The sequence below is a fragment of the Jiangella endophytica genome (assembly GCF_003427025.1).
GTDB lineage: Bacteria > Actinomycetota > Actinomycetes > Jiangellales > Jiangellaceae > Jiangella > Jiangella endophytica.
On record NZ_QVAI01000005.1, the window covers coordinates 1 to 18,998 of the forward strand.

The following is an 18,998-nucleotide window of genomic DNA, read 5'->3' on the forward strand; positions in this document are numbered from 1 at the left end:
TGGCGGGCTGGCGGGCTGGCGGGCTGGCGGGCTGGCGGGCTGGCGGGCAACTCCCGCGCGCCGGACATGGTTCCATCGCGCGACCGCGAGTGGGGCGATGAAACCGGTGCCAGAAAAAAGACACGGCCCCTGCCGGGTGGGTGGCAGGAGCCGTGCGGACCCGGCCAGGGGGGCGGGCCGGGTCAAAAGGCGGCGGGGGGGTGCCGCCAGAACGCATCGTCCCCCGCCTCGGTTGGGGCCAAACCCAAGCGACGACTTTTTAATCCAGGCGCGCCACGGAGCCGCCAACGGAGCAGCGTCGGGCACGGGTCGATATCCTCGATACTCGTGGACAACGACGACCGCCCTGCGACCGCGGCGTTCTTCGACCTCGATAAGACGATCATCGCGAAGTCGAGCACGCTGGCCTTCTCCAAGAGCTTCTACCAGGGCGGTCTGATCAACCGTCGGGCTGTGCTGCGAAGCGCGTACGCCCAGTTCGTCTATCTCGTGGGCGGCGCCGACCACGACCAGATGGAACGGATGCGCGAGTATCTGTCCGGCCTGGTCACCGGCTGGGACGTCCAGGTGGTCAAGGACATCGTGGCCGAGACGCTGCACACGATCGTCGACCCGATCGTGTACGACGAGGCGGTCACGCTGATCGAGGAGCACCACCTGGCCGGCCGCGAGGTGGTCGTGGTGTCGTCGAGCGGTGCGGAGGTCGTCGAGCCGATCGGCGAGATGCTCGGGGCCGACCGCGTCATCGCCACCCGCATGGTCGTCGGCGACGACGGCAAGTACACGGGCGAGATCGACTTCTACGCCTACGGCGACAACAAGGCCGAGGCGATCCGCGAGCTGGCCAAGGACAAGAGCTACGACCTCAGCCGCAGCTACGCGTACACGGACTCGGCGACGGACCTGCCGATGCTCGAGTCGGTCGGCCACCCGTACGCCGTCAACCCCGACCGCGCGCTGCGCCGCGCCGCCGCCGACCACGGCTGGCCGGTGCTGGTGTTCTCGAAGCCGGTCGCGCTGCGCCAGCGGGCATCGATCAGGGACGCGCCGAAGCCGGCGATCGCGGCGGCTGCGATCAGCGCCGGGGCGGCGGCGGCCGGGCTGGCCTGGTACGCCGTCCGGCGGCGCCGCTCCTGAGACCTGGGATTTGACGGTATCGGCTGCAGGCTTGCTGCCCCTCGAGCCCGACGACAGCCGGGCGGCCGTCCTCCGCAGCCGCGGCGTTCCGCACCCCGCCGTCGACGCGCCGTGAGCTTCGAGCGGCAATCGGCGAGGGCTGACGGCAGCGTGGGGCGTCAATGCGCCGGCGGCCGCGTGTGGAGCCGGCCGCAGAGTACCGGCCGCTGGAGGGTCGGCGACGGAGCCGGCTGCCGCGAGGTTGACGGTCAAGCGGGCCAACGGTCAGGACGCCCGCCACTGGCAGCAGCACCAGACTGGCGGTCCAGCCGAGGAATCCAACGGCGACCCTGCGGGTGGATGGCCGACGCGTCACCTGCCGACCCGTCTGCCGGGCGAGCCGCAGCAGCACCAGACCCACGGGCCGGCCGGACAGTTCCGACGGTCTCCCGCCGACCGACGGCCCAGCCGGAGAATCCGACGGTCACCCGGCGGCTGCCACGCCCCCTACACACAAAGCGACCGGACAACCCGCTACTCAGCCGCCGAACTCGCGCGCCTTGTCGCGGTAGTACGCCGCCTCGTCGTCGCGGCCGAGTTCGTAGAGCACCTCGCCGAGGCGGGCCATGGCCGGAGTGTGGCCGGCGTCGGAGGCGCGGCGGTAGAACCGTTCCGCGGACTCGTACTCCTGCCGCTCCACGTAGGCATCGGCGAGGAACATCCAGTTGGAGATGTTGCCCGCGGACGGGTCGGTGACCTGGGCGGAGTCGCCCGACTGGTCCGTACCGACGATCGGCTGCTGCGCCAGCGCTCGCGACCCGACCACGAGCGCCGCGGAGACGACACCGCAGACCGCGAGGATCGTGGCCGAGGCGGCTGTGGAGATCTCGACGTCCATGGCGATGGCCACGATCAGCGCAGCAAGCAGCAGCACGACGCCGGCCAGTACGAACCACATGACGTATCTGAGCCGGTTCCCCCGGTTCACCATAATTTCCGATCATGGCGTCGATACGCGGACCTCGCAAACGGAACGAACCGTGACCGTCGCGTGATGTCCCGTTCAGCGGGCCGGGGGCCACAATCGGTCCATGGAGACCGACGACGAGCGCAGTGTGCCCCTTGAGCTGGGCGCTGTCGGTCTCACGCACCTCGACGACGACGCTGAGACGGGCCGTCCGACGCCGCGGTGGCGGATGTGGATCGCGCTGGGAGCGGCGCTGGTGGTGGGCGCCGTCGTCGGCATCGTCGCCAACAACGCCCGCAACGACGCGTCCGAGTACGCCACGGTCGACCTCGTCCGCGGCACGGTCGACGTCGAGTTCGGCTCGCCGCTGTCCTCCGACTCGCAGCGACTCAACGTCAATCTGATCAACACCGGCCCACGTGAGCTGGAGATCCTCTCCATCGAGGTCGACGGCTTCACCTCACTGCAGGACGGCGACGAGAGTCCCGTGACCGCGGCGCCAGGCGAGTGGGTGCGCATCGGCGCCACCGTCGAGCCGGACTGCGACATCCGGCCGCCCGGAACGCTGGAGGTCCGCGTCCGCACCGCCTCGGGCGAGCAGACGGCCGTCGTGACCGGTCAGCCCGGCGACGATCAGCTGATCTGGGCCTGGCAGGGCGGCTGCCAGACGGCCGGCAGCACGGGCATCCTCATCGGCGACAGCCGCACCATCGCGGCCGACGCGAGCGGCGCACGCATCGTCATGCCGGTGAGCAACGGCGACGACGAGCCGCTGACCGTCACCGCGATGGAGACCACGACACCCGGCTTCACGATGACGACGGACCCGCTCCCCATCGACGTCGGGGCCGGCGCGACGGTGCAGGTCGAGACCCTGTGGACGGTGACGGACTGCGACGACGCCGCGCGGTTCGCCGAGGCGACCGTCGCCGTCAACATCCACAACGAGAGCATGGACACCCGCGTCTCGCAGCCGCTGGGCAACCCGACCCTGATCGAGCTGGTGCGCCTCGCGGTCCGGGTCTGCGAAACGTAAAGATCTGGCCGTTGCCCTTTCGCTGTGACCCCGTGATGTCCTAGAAACAAAGTACGGACCGCAAGGTCCAGTGCACGGCGGAGGGAACCCACGCGGCGATCTACCCATGTACGGGCAGTCGTCCCCGGGAATGCCGGGGCGACGGATGAGATGCACGCACTGGTAACCCGTCTCAGCCGTGTCAGCGGCGGCGCCCTACCTCACGCGGGGCGCCGCTCGCATGTGTGCCGGGCAGTTCAGCACTGAGCCGACGCCCGACCAGCCGGCAGCGCGGTTCCAGCCCGCGCCAACGAGAACGACTCCGCCGGACGCGCGTCCGGCAAGACGGCTGGCAGGACGACCGGACCGCGGCCATCCGAAACCGGCCGCCGCCCCACAACGGAGCCAACCCCGCCCCGCAACGGAGCCGGCCACCGCACGTCACCGCGGGCGCGGCCCAGAGCGGCACCACGCCTCCATCACCGGCGGCAGGACCCCACCAGGCGGCCCCACCAGACGCCCCGCCGACGACGGTCAGCCGGCCTCGGACACCGCCGTCCGCACGTGCTCGGCCAGCGTCAGGCCCACCTCGGCGCCGAGGGCATAGGCATCCGCGCACTGCCGGATCCACGCACCCACGCCGTCCGGCGCACCGCCGGCATATGCCTGCGCCAACGGCTCGTACGCCCGCTCCAACGCGAGGTGCCCGGCTTCCGGCACGCTCACCGCCTTCGTGTCGACGCCGAGCGCGACGAGCACGACCCGTTCCGCCGCCCGCGCGACCACGCCGTCGGCGACACCGAAGACCCGCAGCGCCAGCAGCTCACCGTGCACGAGCGCCGCGACCACCACCCCGGGCGCCGCCGTGGGCGCCGTCGCCAGCCGCAGCAACTGGTCCAGCCGCGCGGCATCGACCGACGCGCGCGGCCGCCCCAGCTGATCGGGGTCGGAGACCAGGTCGCGCGCCGCCAGCATGTGCAGCCGGGCCAGCGCCTGCCGCGGCGACCGTCCCCACACCTGGGCCTGCTCGGGCACCGCCGCCGTGACCCGCAGCGCACCCTGCAGCACGGGGTCGTCGACGGCGTCGGGGTCGCCGCCGTCGAGCGTGGCCGACGCCTGGGCGCCGCGTACCGCGGACAGCCCCGCCACTCGTCCGGCGTCGCGGCGCATGGCGGGGTGCCGCAGCAGAGCGTCGACGGAGCTGCGGGCCTGCGCGGCCGCGGCGCCCACGCCGGTCAGGCTGAGCACCCCCGCGAGCGGATCGTCCATGCCCTCAGCCTAGCCACCCGCCACCATTGACAAAATTTGACTTTACATACAAGAATCTCTTCACATGAGGGACGTGCTGTACCTCGACGAGGTCGACAAGGCGGAAGCGCTGTTGAAGCCGCAGCGCGTGGAGGTGCTGCGGCAACTGGCCGAGCCGCGCTCGTGCACCGAGGTCGCCCGGGCGCTGGGCCAGACGCCGCAGTGGGTCTATTACCACGTGAAACGCCTGGTCGACGCCGGCCTGGCGACCCGGGTGAACGAGCGCCGGGTGCGCGGCATCAACGAGGGCGTCTACCAGGCGACCGCCCGGTCGTACTGGCTGTCGCCGCGGTTGGTCGGCCGGCTCGGGCCGCGTCGCAGCCGGGACGCGCTCAGCCTCGGCTACCTGCTCGACCTCATGGAGGAGGTGCAGGACGAGGTCGCGACGATCGCCGGTCTGGCCGGCAGTCCGGCCGCGCCCGAGCTTCCGTCGATCGGCGTCTCCGGCGAGATCCGGGTGCACCCGGAGCGGCGCCAGGAGTTCCTCGCCGACCTGCAGTCCACCCTCCAGGACCTCTTCACCCGCTACGGCGGCGCCGAGGGCGACGAGTTCCGGCTCGCCGTCGCGCTGTACCCACGCATCGCCAAGGAGACTCCAGGATGACCTCGCCCACCATGCTGCGCGCCCGTGCGCAGGCGCCGCTGGCCACGATCCACCGCGCACTCACCGATCCCGACGCTCTGCGCACCTGGCTGGCCGAGCATGTCGACGTCGACCCGGAACGCGGCCGCTACGTGTTCTGGGGCCGCTACACCCCCGACGGCGCCGAGCCCCGCCAGCGGCTGCTCCACCTCGACGACACCGGCCTCAGGTTCGTCTGGCCGCTGGGCGGCGAGGACACGACGACGGAGATCTCGCTGGCCGAGGACGGCCCGGACGCCACGCTCATCACGGTGACGCAGAGCCACGTGCCGCCGTGGAGCGTCGCCGTCGCCGAGACGCACATCCGCGGCATGCTCCCGACGTTCTGGGCGCTGTCCATCGCCAACCTCGTCGACTACGTCGAGGGCCGCGACCTCACCCCGAAGTGCGACTTCACGACGCTCGAGATGCGTGGCGAGGTGACCATCGCCGCGACGCCCGAAGAGGTCTACGAGTCGATGGTCGACCCCGGCCAGTACCGGCAGTGGTTCGGCGCCAACGTCGACATCGAGCGGCGCGTCGGCGGCCGGTTCGCGATGGGCGGCTTCGACCTGGACGACGAGCCCGCACTCATCGTCGAGCTCGAACCGGCCCGCAAGGTCACGCTCGAATGGCCCTCCCTGGTCGCCACCTGGGAGCTCGAGGGCACCGACGGCGGCACCCGGCTGACGTTCGTGAACAGCGGCTTCGACGAGGAGAACCCACCTTACGGCGGCTGGCTCGGCTGGCTCGGCGGTGTCGCCGCGCTGCGCCGCTACCACGAGCTGGACCGGCCGGACCTGATCTGGGTGCAGCTCGACCTGCCCGGCATCCCCGACGGCATGCTGGCGGACTGAGCCGTGACCACCACCGACGTCGTCCCCCGGGCCGGTCGCCGCGAGTACGCCGGCCTGGCCGTCCTCACCCTGCCCACGACCCTCGTCTCCCTGGACATGAGCGTGCTGTACCTGGCGCTGCCGCATCTCGGCGCCGACCTGGGCGCGAGCAGCCTGCAGCAGCTGTGGATCACCGACGTGTACGGGTTCATGGTCGCGGGGCTGCTGATCACGATGGGCACCATCGGCGACCGCATCGGCCGGCGCCGGCTGCTGCTGCTCGGCGCGGCGGCGTTCAGCCTCGCCTCGATCGTGGCCGCCTACTCCACCAGCGCCGAGATGCTCATCGTGAGCCGCGCTCTGCTGGGCGTCGCCGGCGCGACCCTGATGCCGTCGACACTGACCCTGATCAGCACGATGTTCCGCGACCCGCGCCAGCACGGCATGGCGATCGCGATCTGGATGGCCTGCTTCATGGGCGGACTGGCGCTCGGCCCGATCGTCGGCGGCGTGCTGCTCGAGCACTTCTGGTGGGGCTCGGTGTTCCTGCTCGGCGTACCGGTGATGCTGCTGCTCCTGGTCACCGGGCCGGCGGTGCTCCCCGAGTACCGCAACCCGGCCGGCGGACGGCTCGACCCGGTCAGCGTGCTGCTCTGCCTGGGGACCGTGCTGCCACTGGTCTACGGACTGAAGGAGATCTCCCGCGACGGTGTCGAAGTGCTGCCCGCTGCCGCCGTCGTCGTGGGCCTGCTGGCCGCGCGCTGGTTCGTGCGGCGGCAGCGCCGGCTGGCGGAGCCGATGCTGGACCTGCGGCTGTTCGGCAACCGCACGTTCACCGCCGGGCTGACGATCTCGACGATCGCCGGGATCATGGCCGGCAGCCAGCTCTTCGTCTACCTGTACCTGCAACTGGTGGCCGGGCTGTCGCCGCTGGACGCCGCACTGTGGCTGCTGCCGTCGGCGCTGGTGACGATCGTCAGCCTGCAGGTCGCACCGCTGCTCGCCCGCCGGTTCGCGCCGGCGCGGGTGATGGCGAGCGGCCTGGCGCTGGTCGCGGCCGGCTACGTCCTGCTCACCCTGGTCGACGGATCCGGCTCGCTCGAGCTGCTGATCGCCGGTCTGGTGCTGACGGCGGTCGGCATCGGGCCGATGGCGGGGCTCAGCATGGGGCTGGCGCTCGGCTCGGTCCGTCCGGAACAGGTCGGCTCCGCGGCGGCGATGTCGGAGACGGCCGGCGAGTTCGGCATCGCGGCCGGGGTGGCCGTCATGGGGGTCATCGGCACCGCGATCTACCGCCATGGCGCCGACGCCGACCAGCTGCCCGCTCCCGGGGGCGAGCTCGCCACCGACGTGCGTGACGCTCTGGCCGGGGCGCTCAACGGCACGGCGACGGTGAGTGCGGTGATCGCCGTGGGTCTCGGGATCCTCGCGCTGGCCGGGCTGCGTCACGTCCGCCCGGTCGGGGCCCAGGACCCGGCGTGACGACGGGCCGGCGTCCGGACACGGGCCGTTGTCCGGACACGGGCCGGTGTCCGGACACGGGCCGGTGTCAGGCCGCGGGCCGCCGAATCCTCGGCCGGACGGCGCAGGCCCGGGCGGCCGTGTGACCGCCGAGCTGTGGTCGTCGGCCGAGTGGCTGGCGACGGCGACCGGGTGGCTGGACGACCGGCTCGCGGCCGCCGGGCGGGTCCGCAGCGGGCCCGTGACCCAGCCGCACCTGCGTCCCTGGGGCACCGTCCTCACCGCGCCGACCGATCGGGGGCCGGTCTGGCTCAAGGCGCCCGGCCCGGAGTCGGCGTTCGAGGTGCCGCTGTACCGGCTGCTGGCGAAGGTCGCTCCGGACCGCGTGCTCGTGCCGATCGCCGCCGACGTCGACCGTGACTGGCTGCTGCTCCCCGACGGCGGCACACCATTGGGCGACGGCGTGCCGGCCGACCAGCTGCCCGGCGCCGTCGCCGCGATCGTGCCGCTGTACGCCGAGTTGCAGCGCGCCCTCGCCGGGCAGATCGGCGACCTGCTCGCGTTCGGTCTGGCCGACCTGCGGCCGAACGGGCTGCCCGATCGGCTGGACGAGGCCGTCGAGGCGATCGGCCGGTATCTCGGACGGCACGCGGACGACGACGACCGCGCCGCCCTGCGCCGGGTGGCCGATGCCCGGCCGAGCGTCGTGACGTGGTGCGAGCGGCTGGCCGCCGGGGTCGTGCCGGCCAGCGTCGATCACAACGACCTGCACGTCTGGAACGTCCTGACGACACCGTCGGGGGGACCGCGCTTCTACGACTGGGGCGATGCCGTCGTGGCGCACCCGTTCGCCAGCATGCTGGTCACGCTCGGCTTCCTCCGCTCCGAGCTGCGCCTGGCCGACGACGACCCACGGATACTCCGGGTGCGCGACGCCTATCTCGAGGCGTTCTCCGACCTGGGGTCGCCGGCGGGGCTGGTGACGGAACTCGAGCTGGCCTGCCGCGTCGGCAGGATCGGGCGGTCGCTGGTGTGGCTGCGAGCGGTGCGGGCGGACGGGTTCGAGCGTGCGGGCGCGTTCGCGCGGGCGCCGCTGCAGACGCTGGCCGCTCTGCTGGCGGAGTCGCCGTTCGATCTGGGCTGACGCAGCGCCCCGGCCCACCAGAGCACTCTCATGGCACACCTCCGGTCGACTCGATGGCGTCGCGGACGCCGTCCTCCGGGCGCATCCACCGCCGAGCCGCGGCCGGCCGCCGCGACTCAAGGGTGAACACCGGGTCGCCCAGCCCGGACCACGCGAAGGCCCGGCCGCCGCCGATGGCGGCGGCGCTCCCGGCACCCGGCGGTCGACGCCGCGGCGTGTGTCGAAGCCGTCCGCCGCCGGCCTCTGCGGCACCGCCAGGACGCCTGCGTCGTCGATCCGCACGTCGAGGCCGGTCGCGAAGCCGCGCTGCCGACGGATCGCCCAGGTCGAGCCGGCGCGCCTCGATGGAGCCCGCGCGGCCGACGTCCCGTCGACGCCGCGGCCGGCCGTGACCAGCGGCGGTCGCGCCGGCCGGTCACGTCCACCGCCGTCCATCCGGACAGGTCGCCCCCACTGGCCGGTCCGCCGGCCGGCGTCGCCCTGACTGCGAGCCGGCGCCGGCCGGTCACCTGCCCTAGCGGCTGGACGCCCAGCCGCGGGGCTGCGGTCCCCAGCCGGGGCGGGCCGGCGGCCAGTCGCGCCGCTCGGCGAACCGGTCGCCGCGGCTCGGCGGCGCCCCGCCGCGGCGGCTGGATCCGTCCCAGCCGCGCCCACTCGGCGGCCCCCAGCCCCGGCGGCCGGACGGACCCCAGCCGGGCGGTCCCCAGCCGGAGCGCGGCCCGCCGCCCTCGTACCCGTGCCAGTGGCGCCGCCGCCAGGGCGGCCCGCCGAACAGGAACAGCATCCCGAAGACGAACAGCAACCAGGGCGCCGTCCAGACGATGAGGAACAGCAGCCCACCGAAGGCCATCATCGCCAGCGGCGCCAGGAGCAGCAGCCGCGGCACCGGCCACGGCCCGCGTGCCCGTCCCTGCGGCGCCGTCTCGAACCGGACGGCGACCGGCTGCGGCAGGTCGGTGAAGAGCTCGTCGAGATCGTCGGCGTAGCGGGCGGACCACGCACGGCCGGACCGCTCGTCGAACTCGTCCTTGGTGAGCCGGCCCGCGGCGAAGTGCTCGCCGAGGGCCGACACGGCGGCGTCGCGCTCGGCGTCGCCGACCCGGAAGGCCGGCCCGCTCATCGGGGGCCACCTTCCTGGTCATCACCGTCGGCGAGGATGCCGTACAGCTTGCGCCGGGTGTCGGCCAGCACCTCGCGGGCGCGGGCCTGCTGGTCGGGGCTGCCGGTGGCCATGATCTGCCACAGCGCCTGTGCGGTCTGCGCGACGAGCGGACGCAGACCGGCGGCGTCGTCGTCCTCGGCGTTGGCCGACATCGACTCCCACGGCGCATTGACCTCGGCCGCGTGCTCCTGGACGTACTGCTCGCCCTCGGCAGTCAGCCGGAACGTCCGCCGGCCGCTGGCCTCGTCGGCGCGGACCAGGCCCTCGTCCTCGAGCTGCTGCAGCGTCGGGTAGATCGAGCCGGGGCTCGGCTTCCACACGCCGCCGCTGCGCTCGGCGATCTCCTGGATCATCTGGTAGCCGTTCATCGGCCGGTCGGCCAGCACCCCGAGGATCGCCGCGCGGATGTCGCCGCGGCGCGCCTTCGGGCCTCGTCGACCCCAAGGCGGCCCGCCCCATGGGCCACCGGCCCACGGAGGTCCGCCCCAGGAGCCACGGCCCCCTCCTCCGAACATGTCCCACGGCCCGAAGCCGTGTCCTCCGCGTCGTCCGTGCATCGTTCTCACCTACTTGTCCATCGAACGGTCGCGATACTCAGACGATATATCGCGATTGTTCAGCCGACAAGCCCTCGGACGGGGTTACCCTCACGAGGTGACGACCGACGAGTTCCACCTGCGCGCCAGTTCGTTCGGCGGGGTCGCCGACGTCTACGAACGCACCCGGCCCGGATACCCGGACGATGCGGTGCGCTGGCTGACCGGCGACCAGCCCGTCCGCGTCCTCGACCTCGGCGCCGGGACCGGCAAGCTGACCAGGTCGCTCGTCGCCGCCGGGCACGACGTCGTCGCGGTCGACCCGTCCGAGCCGATGCTCGCCCAGCTGCGTACCGCACTGCCCGCCGTCGACGCGCGGGCCGGGACGGCGGAGCGGCTGCCGCTGGACGACGCGTCGGTCGACGTCGTCACGGCCGGCCAGGCCTATCACTGGTTCGACCCCGCGACGGCGCTGCCGGAGATCGCCCGCGTGCTGCGGCCCGGCGGACGGCTCGGCCTGGTCTGGAACCTGCGCGACGACTCCGTCGGCTGGGTCGACGAGCTCTGGTCGATGTTCGGCGACCACGAGGGCCGCCGCGCCGACGACCCTCAGGTGATCACGCCGTTCGGGCCGGTCGAGCAGCGGACGTTCCGGCACGAGCAACGTCTCGACCGCGACGGCCTGCTCGGGCTGGTCGCGTCGCGCTCCTACGTCGCCATCCTCACCGCGCCGGAACGCGAGGCACTCCTGACCCGCGTCGGCGCCCTCTACGACCGCGTCGCCGGACCGGACGGCGTCGTGCTGCCGTACGCGACGCACTGCTACCGCTCGACTCGCGGCTGACGGACCGCCGTCAGGCCCGACGCCCCGCCGCCCAAGGCCGGCGGCCGCCACCGTCACCAGGCGTCTGCGCACATCACGGGGCCCGCGGGTCCGGCGTGGCACCGGATTCGGTGGTGAACGTGATCAAACGGATGCGACACGGACGGACGGGGCGGATTCGCGCACCCGGGGCAAGTAAGGTTAGCCTCTGCTCATGCCCGCTCCCGCCGTCGACCGGCCGCCCGAGCCGCCGTCCGGCAGCGTCGCCACCGCCGACGACGCGGCGGTCGCCGCGGCCGGACTGGTCCGCACGACCCGGGGCCGGCTGCTGTGGCTGGGGGTCTGCGTCGCGGTCCTGGCGGTGATCTGCCTCGCCAGCATCGCGATCGGCGCCAAGTACATCCCGCTGGACGAGGTCATGCGGGCACTGTTCGACTCCGGTGACGCGAACAACCAGGTCATCGTCGGCGACATGCGGGTGAACCGCACGCTGCTCGGCGTGATCTGCGGCATCGCGCTCGGCCTGGCCGGCGCGCTCATGCAGGCGCTGACCCGCAACCCGCTCGCCGACCCCGGCATCCTCGGCGTCAACGCCGGCGCCGCGTTCGCCGTCGTGCTCGGCGTGACGCTGTTCGGGTCGATGAGCCTCTACGGCTACATCTGGTTCGCCTTCGGCGGCGCGGCCCTGGCCAGCGTCATCGTCTACGCGCTGGCGTCGCTCGGACGGGGGCAGGCGTCGCCGGTGCGGCTGGCGCTGTCGGGCATCGCGCTGGCCGCGGTGCTGCTCGGGTTCACCCAGGCGATGGTGATCATGGACCCGGAGGTGCTCGACGTCTACCGGTTCTGGCAGGTCGGGTCGCTGGCCGGCCGCGACGTCGAGACCGTCGGCTCGGTGCTGCCGTTCATCGTGGTCGGCGTGCTGCTCGCGCTGGGGCTGGCCCGGACGCTGGACGCGATGGCGCTGGGCGACGACACGGCGGCGGCGCTCGGCGTGAACGTCCTGCTGGCCCGCGTGATCGGCGTGCTGGCGGTGACGCTGCTGTGCGGCGCGGCGACCGCGGCGATGGGGCCGGTCGCCTTCGTCGGGCTGATGGTCCCGCACATCGTGCGCGCGTTCACCGGGCCCGACCAGCGCTGGATCCTGCCGTTCTGCCTGGTCGTGTCGCCGATCCTGCTGCTGGCGTCCGACATCGTCGGACGGGTCGTGCTGTCGACCGGCGAACTGCAGGTCGGCATCGTGACGACGGTCATCGGCGGCCCGGTGCTGATCGCGCTGGTGCGCCGCCGCCGGATGGTGTCCTCGTGACGGCCCCGACGACGCCCGCGGCGCCGGCCGGTCCCCCTGGGACGTCCGGTCCGGACGCGAAGACCCGGCGGATCAGCGTCGCCCCGACCGACCTGTCGCCCACCGGCTACGTGCTGCGCGGGCCGCGTGAGCTGTCGGTCCGGTTCGACCGCCGCGTCACGCTGATGTGCGGGCTGCTCGTCGCGGTGCTGGTGGCGGTCTTCCTGACGTCGCTGGCGGTCGGTGACTTCACCATCTCGCCGGGCGACGTGGTGCGGACGCTGTTCGGCAACCCGCCGGACCCGCTGGCCGACTTCATCGTCAACGGCCGCCGGTTGCCGCGTGTGCTGGTCGCGTTCCTGGTCGGCGGCGCGCTCGGCGCGTCCGGCGCGGTATTCCAGAGCCTGTCGCGCAACCCGCTGGGCAGCCCGGACGTCATCGGCTTCACGTCCGGCGCGTCGGCGGGCGCGGTGTTCGTGATCCTGGTGACCGGCGGCAGCATGCTGCAGGTCGCCGGCGGCGCCGTCGTCGGCGGGCTGGTCACCGCGATCGCCGTGTACCTGCTGGCCTACAAGCGCGGCGTCCAGGGGTTCCGGCTGATCCTCGTCGGCATCGCGGCCGGCGCCATGCTGACGTCCGCGGTCCACTACATGCTCATGCGGGCCGAGCTGATCCAGGCCGCCAGCGCGCAGGTCTGGCTGACCGGGTCGCTGAACACCCGCGCCTGGGACCACGTCGTCGCCGTCGGCATCGGCGTCGCACTGGTCGCGCCGCTGCTCGCCGTCCTGTCCCGGCCGATGCGGCTGATCGAGATGGGCGACGAGGCGGCGACGGGCCTCGGCGTCAACGCGGAGCGGACGCGGCTGGGCATGCTGCTCGCCGCGACGGTGCTCGCGGCCATCGCCGTCGCGGCGGCGGGGCCCATCGCGTTCATCGCACTGTCGGCGCCGCACCTGGCCCGGCGGCTCACCGGGGCGTCCGGCGCCGCCGTCGGCGCGGCCGCACTCATGGGCGCGGCGCTGCTGGGCGCCAGCGACCTCATCGCTCAATGGGTGCTGCCGACGCCACTGCCGGTCGGCGTGGTGACGGTGTGCATCGGCGGTCTGTACCTCGTCTGGCTCCTCGCACGGGAAGGGCGGCGCAACCATGTCTGAACCCCGGCTGCACGGGAACGACCTCACGCTCGCATACGACGAGCGGGTCATCTCCCGCGAGCTGTCCGTGGCGATCCCGGACGGGTCGTTCACGGTGATCGTCGGGCCCAACGCGTGCGGCAAGTCCACGCTGCTGCGCGCACTGGCCCGCATGCTCAAGCCGACGGCCGGCGCCGTCCACCTGGACGGCCAGCTGATCACCCAGTACCCGACGAAGGAGGCGGCGCGCCGGCTCGGGCTGCTGCCGCAGTCGTCCATCGCACCCGAGGGCATCACCGTCGCCGACCTCGTGTCCCGCGGCCGCTACCCGCACCAGCGGCTGTTCCGGCAGTGGTCCACCGCCGACACCGAGGCGGTCGCCGACGCGATGGCGAACACCGGCATCACCGACCTGCGGCATCGCCGGGTCGACGAACTGTCCGGAGGTCAGCGTCAGCGGGTCTGGCTGGCGATGGTGCTGGCCCAGCAGACGCCGATCCTGCTGCTGGACGAGCCGACGACGTTCCTCGACATCGCGCACCAGATCGAGGTGCTCGACCTCTGCCACGACCTGCACGCGACGCACGGCCGCACGCTGGTCGCCGTCCTGCACGACCTCAACCACGCCTGCCGCTACGCGACCCACCTGATCGCGATGCGCGACGGCGAGATCGTCGCCGAGGGCGCGCCCTCGGACATCGTCGACGAAACGCTGGTACGCGATGTGTTCGGGCTGTCCTGCCGGATCATCGACGACCCCGAGACGGGCACGCCGCTGGTCATCCCGGCCGCGAAGCAGCCGCTCGTCACCACTGCGTGAACTCGGCCGCCGCCGCACGCAGGGCGGTACGGAACGCCTGGACGGGCAGCGGCGCGGGCGAGCGGCCGTAGGTGGCGACGGCGACGGTGCGGCGGTCGCCGGGCAGCGGCTCGACCCGGACGCCCGGATGCCGGTTCGCCGTCAGCGCCAGCCCGGGCAGCGTGCTCACGCCCAGTCCGGCCGCGACCAGCGCCTGGACCGCCACGTAGTCGTCGGTCTCGAACGCGATGGCCGGCGTGAACCCGGCCAGCTCGCACGACTCGACGAGGTGCGTGCGACAGCGCTCGCACCCGGCAATCCAGCGTGCGCTCGCGTGCGCGGCAAGGACGCCGGCGGGCACGTCGTCAGCGGGCACGTCGTCGGCAGGCGTCACGAGGTAGAGCGGCTCGGTCAGCAGTGGCTCGACGGTGACGCCGCGTTCCTCCAGCGCGCCGTGCGCGAAGACGACCGCCACGTCGGCGTCGCCGGTGCGCAGCGCCGTCAACGCCACGGACGGCTCGGCCTCGCTGAGCGCCAGTTCGACGTCGGGATGGGCGGCTGCGAACCGGGCGGCGGCCGCCGGGACCAGCGTGGCCAGCGCCGACGGGAACGCCGCGAGCCGGACACGGCCGGTGCGCAGGCCCGCGTGCGCGGACAGCTCGGCCTCGGTGGCCTCGACCTGGCCCAGGATCTCCTCGGCCCGGCGGGCCAGCAGCTCCCCCGCCTCGGTGAGCCGCAGGCCACGGCCGGCCCGCTGGGTCAGCGGCATGCCCACCTCGGCCTCGAGCCGTGCGAGGTGGTGGCTGACGGAGGGCTGGGCGTAGTGCAGCGCGTCGGCGGCCGCCGTCACCGATCCCTCACGGGCGACCGCGACCAGCACCCGCAACCGGGTCAGATCCAGCATGACCAGCAAGTATAGACACCATCGATGTTCACCTCGATAACCGGCATTGGACCTATGAGTCGTGCCGGGTGACGGTGGTCGCATGGAGCCACCCACCCTCGCCGACGTCCTGGACACCCAGCGGCTGCTCGCGCCGTATCTGCCGCCGACGCCCACGTGGAACTACCCGGCGCTGGACGCCGCGGCCGGCGCGACGGTGTTCGTCAAGCACGAGAACACGCAACCCACCGGCGCGTTCAAGGTGCGCGGGGGCATCGCGCTGCTGTCGCGGCTGGACCCGGCGGAGCGCGAGCGCGGCGTGGTCGGCTACTCGACCGGCAACCACGCGCAGTCGCTGGCCTATGCGGCGCGGCTGTTCGGCGTCCCGTGCACGATCGTCATGCCCGAGCACCCCAACCCGGCCAAGGCCGACGCCGTCCGGCGGCTCGGTGCGGAACTGGTCGAGCACGGTGCGACCTTCGACGACGCCGCGCCATACGCCCGTGCGTTGGCGGACGAGCGTGGGATGCGGCTGGTCAGCGCGGCGAACGAGCCGGCCATCATCGCCGGGGTCGCGACGGCGTACACCGAGCTGTTCGCGCAGCAGCCGCACCTGGACGCCGTCGTCGTCCCGGTCGGGAGCGGCAGCGGCGCGGCCGCGGCCTGCCTGGTCGCGTCGGCGCTGGCTCCGCAGTGCGAGGTGATCGCGGTCCAGGCGGCCGACTCGCCCGCGGCGCACGACTCGTGGCGCTCCGGGGAGCTGCTGCGGCGGCCCAACCGGACCGCCGTCGAAGGGCTCGCGACGGGGTCCGGCTTCGCGCTGCCGCAACGGGTGCTGCGCGAGCGGCTGGCCGACTTCGTGCTGGTCGACGACGATCAGATCGCCGCGGCGCAGTGGTGCCTCCTGCGCGACGCGCACACGCTGGCCGAGGGCGCCGGAGCGGCCGCGCTCGCCGTGGTGCTCGCCGATCCGGACCGGTTCGCCGGCCGCCGTGTCGCCGTCGTCTGCACCGGCGGCAACGCGAGCGAGGCGGAGATCCTGCGCTGCAGTTCGCCCGGAACGCGGACGATCACGGCGGCGCCGGCGCTCGCCCTCAGCCGGCCGTCGTGAAGACGTCCGACGAGATCGTCTGGTTGCCGCTCTGCTCGATCGCCAGCACCTCCCAGGTGTAATCGGTACCGGCCTTCAGGAACCCCGGCGGGACGTCGACACTGGTGGCCGACGGCGGCATCATGACGTCCATCGTGGCCTCCGGCAGCGCGTCGAGCCCGGTGTTCTCGTCCACCACGATCACCTCGTAGGCGATGATCGGGCTGCCGTTCGCCGGCCCGACCGGCTTCCACGAGACGGTGGTGGCGTCCGGGTTCTGCGGTCCGTCGCCCTCTGTCGGTGCGACCAACGTGGGCCCGTCGGGGATGTCGTGGGTCAGCTCGGCCTCCCCGGCCAGCCGCTCACCGTCGATGCCCCGCCCCCGGAACTCGTAGGTCCCCTCCGGGAACCGGGCCAGCAGCTCCTTCAGCGGCAGGTCGGTGAACGGTGGCTCGCCGCTCTCCAGGAACAGCTCCGTGCCGCCCTGCCTGCCGAGAGTCCCCTTGGTCGTCGATGTGAAGATCCGCTTGCCGTGCGGGTCGTAGACGGACAGCCGCGCCCAGGGCTCCTCCGAGTCCCCGAAGAGCTGGACGCCGCCGTCACCGTCGGTGGAGTTGATCTCGAACTTGAGGCGCGCGTCGTCCAGCTGCACGACATGTGCCGCCCCTCGAGACGTCGGCGCGGCACCGCCGTCGGCCAGTGACGCACCGGCCAGGGCGCCCGCTCCGACGAGCGGCACGACGACCGCTATCCACAGCGCTTTCATGGCTCCTCCCTCATCCGTGGTCATGAGGTCACAGCCGTGACCCTAGGGAGCCGGTGCTGAAACTGGACTGAACGCTAGGGTCCGGTGCATGGAGCAGCCGGTCGTCGTCATCGTCGTCGCGGTCGTCGCGGTGTCGCTGGCGGCCGTCCTGCTCACCCGGCTGGTCCGGTCGCGGCTGGTACTGGGCACGACCGAGGACCAGACGACGTACCGCATCCTGCACACCACGAGCCTCGCCTCGCCCGAGCTGCGGGCCGGGCTGTCGGCGGGCGCGGACAAGGCGGTCCGGCACCTGCGCGAACTGCTGGCGACGCCCGCCATGGCGCTGACCGACGGTGACGGCGTCGTCACGTGGGACGGTGTCGGCGCCAACCTGCACGTGCACGACGTCCGGCGGCACGCGGCCCGGGCACTGGACGGCAACACCGACGTGCTCGGCCCGCCCGCCGTCGAGTGCAACCGGCTCGACTGCCCCGTCCGGCATGCCGTCGCCGCCGCTCTGACCACGGACGACCGCGTGGCCGGCGCGCTGATCGCGTACACGTCGGCGCGGCCGTCCGCCGGTCTCGTCCGCGCCGTCGAGGAGGTCGCCCGGTTCGTCTCCGGACAGCTGGAGCTGGCCGAGTTCGACCGCGAGCGGGCCAAGCTGGCCGAAGCCGAGATCCGAGCGCTGCGGGCGCAGATCTCCCCGCACTTCATCTACAACGCTCTCGGCGCCATCGCGTCGTACGTGCGCACCGACCCCGAGCACGCGCGTGAGCTGCTGCTGGAGTTCGCCGACTTCACCCGGTACTCGTTCCGCCGGCACGGCGACTTCACGACACTGGCCGAGGAGCTGCGCTCCATCGAGCGGTACCTGACCCTGGAGAAGGCCCGCTTCGGCGACCGGCTGTCGGTGACGCTGCGGGTCGCGCCCGAGGTGCTCCCCGTCGCCGTCCCGTTCCTGTGCCTGCAGCCGCTGGTCGAGAACGCCGTCCGGCACGGGTTGGAGGGCCGCGCCGACCCCGGGCACATCACGATCATCGCCGAGGACGCCGGCAACGAGGCCCTGATCAGCATCGACGACGACGGCGTCGGCATGGACCCCGATCTCGCCCGCAGCCTGCTGACCGGCGACGGCGCCGGTGACCGCGTCGGCGTCGGCAACGTCGACGAGCGGCTGCGCGCCGTCTTCGGCGACGAGTACGGCCTGGTCATCGAGACCGCGCACGGCGCCGGGACGAAGGTCAGCCTGCGGGTGCCGAAGTACCGGCCCGGCGTGCACGCGACCTGACGCTGGCCTTCGGCGGGCGGCGGGCACTAGCCTCGCCGCCATGCTCAGCGTTCTGGCGGTCGACGACGAGCCACCGGCGCTGGCCGAGCTCGCCTACCTGCTGGAGCAGGACGAGCACGTCGGCCAGGTGCTGACCGCCGGCGACGGCGCCGCGGCGCTGCGGCTGCTCGAGCACCAGCACGTCGACACCGTCTTCCTCGACATCCGGATGCCCGGGCTGTCCGGCCTCGACCTCGCCCGCGTGCTGGCCCGGTTCCGCCGCCCGCCCGCCGTCGTGTTCGTCACCGCGTATGACGACCACGCCGTCACCGCGTTCGACCTGCACGCCGTCGACTACGTGATGAAGCCGTACCGGCGCGAGCGGCTGTTCGAGGCGATCCGGCGGGCGACGGACGCGGTCAGCGGCGCGCGGTCGGCCGCCGACGACGGGGACGACGAGACCATCTCGGTCGAGCTGGGCGGCGTCACCCGGTTCATCCGGCGCAGCGAGGTCGCCTACGTCAGCGCGCAGGGCGACTACGCGCGGCTGCACACCGCCGACGGCGGCAGCCACCTGCTGCGGATGCCGCTCGCGACGCTCGAGGACCGCTGGGCTCCGGTCGGCTTCGTCCGCATCCACCGCAGCTACCTGGTCGCGCTCACGTCCATCGAGGAGCTGCGCGCCGACGCCGGGCGCTACACCGTCGTCATCGGCGACACCACGCTGCCGGTGAGCCGGCGGCACACCCGTGAGCTGCGCGACCGGCTGGTCCGGCGGGCCGGCGGGACCCGGTGACGCC

Annotated in this window: 19 protein-coding genes; 13 read left to right on the top strand and 6 right to left on the bottom strand. The window is 73.1% G+C overall.

Going from position 1 to position 18,998, the window contains the following annotated elements; translation table 11 throughout:
- The first annotated feature begins 321 nt into the window (after positions 1 to 321).
- The gene (locus DZA62_RS11755; RefSeq protein ID WP_408618754.1) at positions 322 to 1,137 is read left to right on the top strand and encodes an HAD family hydrolase; all 816 of its coding nucleotides are present in this window, start codon (positions 322 to 324) and stop codon (positions 1,135 to 1,137) included.
- 517 nt (positions 1,138 to 1,654) lie between these two features.
- Here the strand turns inward: DZA62_RS11755 and DZA62_RS11760 are convergent.
- The gene (locus tag DZA62_RS11760; protein ID WP_116949112.1) at positions 1,655 to 2,107 is read right to left on the bottom strand and encodes a tetratricopeptide repeat protein; all 453 of its coding nucleotides are present in this window, start codon (positions 2,105 to 2,107) and stop codon (positions 1,655 to 1,657) included.
- 100 nt (positions 2,108 to 2,207) lie between these two features.
- On the opposite strand from DZA62_RS11760, the gene DZA62_RS11765 reads away from it, so the two are divergent.
- Entirely contained in the window at positions 2,208 to 3,119 is a 912-nt protein-coding gene (locus DZA62_RS11765) for a hypothetical protein (protein WP_116949113.1), read from the top strand.
- Positions 3,120 to 3,632: 513 nt separating this feature from the next.
- Here DZA62_RS11765 and DZA62_RS11770 read toward each other — a convergent pair.
- Complete coding sequence (locus tag DZA62_RS11770) at positions 3,633 to 4,367, bottom strand: Fic family protein (protein ID WP_116949114.1); 735 nt, start codon at positions 4,365 to 4,367, stop codon at positions 3,633 to 3,635.
- 64 nt (positions 4,368 to 4,431) lie between these two features.
- Here DZA62_RS11770 and DZA62_RS11775 point away from each other — a divergent pair, with 64 nt between their 5' ends.
- From DZA62_RS11775 to DZA62_RS11790, 4 genes are all read left to right on the top strand, one after another.
- Complete coding sequence (locus tag DZA62_RS11775; RefSeq protein WP_116949115.1) at positions 4,432 to 5,010, top strand: winged helix-turn-helix domain-containing protein; 579 nt, start codon at positions 4,432 to 4,434, stop codon at positions 5,008 to 5,010.
- A complete protein-coding gene (locus tag DZA62_RS11780) occupies positions 5,007 to 5,885 on the top strand; it encodes an SRPBCC domain-containing protein (RefSeq protein WP_116949116.1) in 879 nt (292 codons plus the stop codon). Before DZA62_RS11775 ends, DZA62_RS11780 begins: the two co-directional genes overlap by 4 nt.
- Positions 5,886 to 5,888: 3 nt before the next feature.
- Positions 5,889 to 7,346: an MFS transporter gene (locus DZA62_RS11785; RefSeq protein ID WP_198663665.1), complete on the top strand. Its 1,458-nt coding sequence runs from the start codon at positions 5,889 to 5,891 to the stop codon at positions 7,344 to 7,346.
- Between the two features lie 121 nt (positions 7,347 to 7,467).
- Positions 7,468 to 8,469, top strand: coding sequence for a phosphotransferase (locus DZA62_RS11790; RefSeq protein ID WP_116949117.1), 1,002 nt, complete (start codon positions 7,468 to 7,470; stop codon positions 8,467 to 8,469).
- Positions 8,470 to 8,983: 514 nt separating this feature from the next.
- Here DZA62_RS11790 and DZA62_RS11795 read toward each other — a convergent pair.
- Both DZA62_RS11795 and DZA62_RS11800 read right to left on the bottom strand, forming a co-directional pair.
- Complete coding sequence (locus DZA62_RS11795; protein ID WP_116949118.1) at positions 8,984 to 9,589, bottom strand: DUF1707 SHOCT-like domain-containing protein; 606 nt, start codon at positions 9,587 to 9,589, stop codon at positions 8,984 to 8,986.
- A complete protein-coding gene (locus tag DZA62_RS11800; RefSeq protein WP_198663666.1) occupies positions 9,586 to 10,017 on the bottom strand; it encodes a PadR family transcriptional regulator in 432 nt (143 codons plus the stop codon). Before DZA62_RS11800 ends, DZA62_RS11795 begins: the two co-directional genes overlap by 4 nt.
- Positions 10,018 to 10,285: 268 nt before the next feature.
- Between DZA62_RS11800 and DZA62_RS11805 the strand changes: the two genes are divergently transcribed.
- The 4 genes from DZA62_RS11805 (at position 10,286) to DZA62_RS11820 (ending at position 14,228) form a co-directional block, all read left to right on the top strand.
- Positions 10,286 to 11,011, top strand: coding sequence for a class I SAM-dependent methyltransferase (locus DZA62_RS11805; protein WP_232827389.1), 726 nt, complete (start codon positions 10,286 to 10,288; stop codon positions 11,009 to 11,011).
- Positions 11,012 to 11,204: 193 nt separating this feature from the next.
- Complete coding sequence (locus tag DZA62_RS11810) at positions 11,205 to 12,296, top strand: FecCD family ABC transporter permease (protein WP_116949120.1); 1,092 nt, start codon at positions 11,205 to 11,207, stop codon at positions 12,294 to 12,296.
- Complete coding sequence (locus tag DZA62_RS11815; protein WP_232827392.1) at positions 12,293 to 13,429, top strand: FecCD family ABC transporter permease; 1,137 nt, start codon at positions 12,293 to 12,295, stop codon at positions 13,427 to 13,429. The genes DZA62_RS11810 and DZA62_RS11815 overlap by 4 nt, the downstream gene beginning before the upstream one ends.
- Positions 13,422 to 14,228 carry an ABC transporter ATP-binding protein gene (locus DZA62_RS11820; protein WP_116949121.1) on the top strand — a complete coding sequence of 269 codons (807 nt, stop codon included), beginning with the start codon at positions 13,422 to 13,424 and terminating at the stop codon, positions 14,226 to 14,228. The genes DZA62_RS11815 and DZA62_RS11820 overlap by 8 nt, the downstream gene beginning before the upstream one ends.
- Here the strand turns inward: DZA62_RS11820 and DZA62_RS11825 are convergent.
- Positions 14,215 to 15,111 carry a LysR family transcriptional regulator gene (locus DZA62_RS11825; RefSeq protein ID WP_116949477.1) on the bottom strand — a complete coding sequence of 299 codons (897 nt, stop codon included), beginning with the start codon at positions 15,109 to 15,111 and terminating at the stop codon, positions 14,215 to 14,217. The two genes, DZA62_RS11820 and DZA62_RS11825, sit on opposite strands and share 14 nt — an antisense overlap.
- Positions 15,112 to 15,193: 82 nt before the next feature.
- Between DZA62_RS11825 and DZA62_RS11830 the strand changes: the two genes are divergently transcribed.
- Entirely contained in the window at positions 15,194 to 16,201 is a 1,008-nt protein-coding gene (locus tag DZA62_RS11830; RefSeq protein ID WP_116949122.1) for a threonine ammonia-lyase, read from the top strand.
- On the opposite strand, the gene DZA62_RS11835 is transcribed toward DZA62_RS11830, so the two are convergent.
- Positions 16,185 to 16,946, bottom strand: a complete 762-nt coding sequence (locus tag DZA62_RS11835; protein ID WP_157987610.1) for a fibronectin type III domain-containing protein — start codon at positions 16,944 to 16,946, stop codon at positions 16,185 to 16,187. The genes DZA62_RS11830 and DZA62_RS11835 overlap by 17 nt on opposite strands.
- A gap of 88 nt (positions 16,947 to 17,034) precedes the next feature.
- Here DZA62_RS11835 and DZA62_RS11840 point away from each other — a divergent pair, with 88 nt between their 5' ends.
- Together DZA62_RS11840 and DZA62_RS11845 are read left to right on the top strand one after the other, a co-directional pair.
- Positions 17,035 to 18,219, top strand: coding sequence for a sensor histidine kinase (locus DZA62_RS11840; protein WP_116949124.1), 1,185 nt, complete (start codon positions 17,035 to 17,037; stop codon positions 18,217 to 18,219).
- 40 nt (positions 18,220 to 18,259) lie between these two features.
- The gene (locus DZA62_RS11845) at positions 18,260 to 18,994 is read left to right on the top strand and encodes a LytR/AlgR family response regulator transcription factor (RefSeq protein ID WP_116949125.1); all 735 of its coding nucleotides are present in this window, start codon (positions 18,260 to 18,262) and stop codon (positions 18,992 to 18,994) included.
- Positions 18,995 to 18,998: the final 4 nt, after the last annotated feature.

What these genes read in the sequence shown, in the direction of transcription:
- DZA62_RS11760 (WP_116949112.1), bottom strand. Translation starts at nt 2,107, where the DNA reads ATGGTGAACCGGGGGAACCGGCTCAGATACGTCATGTGGTTCGTACTG.
- DZA62_RS11765 (WP_116949113.1), top strand. Translation starts at nt 2,208, where the DNA reads ATGGAGACCGACGACGAGCGCAGTGTGCCCCTTGAGCTGGGCGCTGTC.
- DZA62_RS11770 (WP_116949114.1), bottom strand. Translation starts at nt 4,367, where the DNA reads ATGGACGATCCGCTCGCGGGGGTGCTCAGCCTGACCGGCGTGGGCGCC.
- DZA62_RS11775 (WP_116949115.1), top strand. Translation starts at nt 4,432, where the DNA reads ATGAGGGACGTGCTGTACCTCGACGAGGTCGACAAGGCGGAAGCGCTG.
- DZA62_RS11780 (WP_116949116.1), top strand. Translation starts at nt 5,007, where the DNA reads ATGACCTCGCCCACCATGCTGCGCGCCCGTGCGCAGGCGCCGCTGGCC.
- DZA62_RS11795 (WP_116949118.1), bottom strand. Translation starts at nt 9,589, where the DNA reads ATGAGCGGGCCGGCCTTCCGGGTCGGCGACGCCGAGCGCGACGCCGCC.
- DZA62_RS11810 (WP_116949120.1), top strand. Translation starts at nt 11,205, where the DNA reads ATGCCCGCTCCCGCCGTCGACCGGCCGCCCGAGCCGCCGTCCGGCAGC.
- DZA62_RS11820 (WP_116949121.1), top strand. Translation starts at nt 13,422, where the DNA reads ATGTCTGAACCCCGGCTGCACGGGAACGACCTCACGCTCGCATACGAC.
- DZA62_RS11825 (WP_116949477.1), bottom strand. Translation starts at nt 15,111, where the DNA reads ATGCTGGATCTGACCCGGTTGCGGGTGCTGGTCGCGGTCGCCCGTGAG.
- DZA62_RS11830 (WP_116949122.1), top strand. Translation starts at nt 15,194, where the DNA reads ATGGAGCCACCCACCCTCGCCGACGTCCTGGACACCCAGCGGCTGCTC.
- DZA62_RS11835 (WP_157987610.1), bottom strand. Translation starts at nt 16,946, where the DNA reads ATGAAAGCGCTGTGGATAGCGGTCGTCGTGCCGCTCGTCGGAGCGGGC.
- DZA62_RS11840 (WP_116949124.1), top strand. Translation starts at nt 17,035, where the DNA reads ATGGAGCAGCCGGTCGTCGTCATCGTCGTCGCGGTCGTCGCGGTGTCG.
- DZA62_RS11845 (WP_116949125.1), top strand. Translation starts at nt 18,260, where the DNA reads ATGCTCAGCGTTCTGGCGGTCGACGACGAGCCACCGGCGCTGGCCGAG.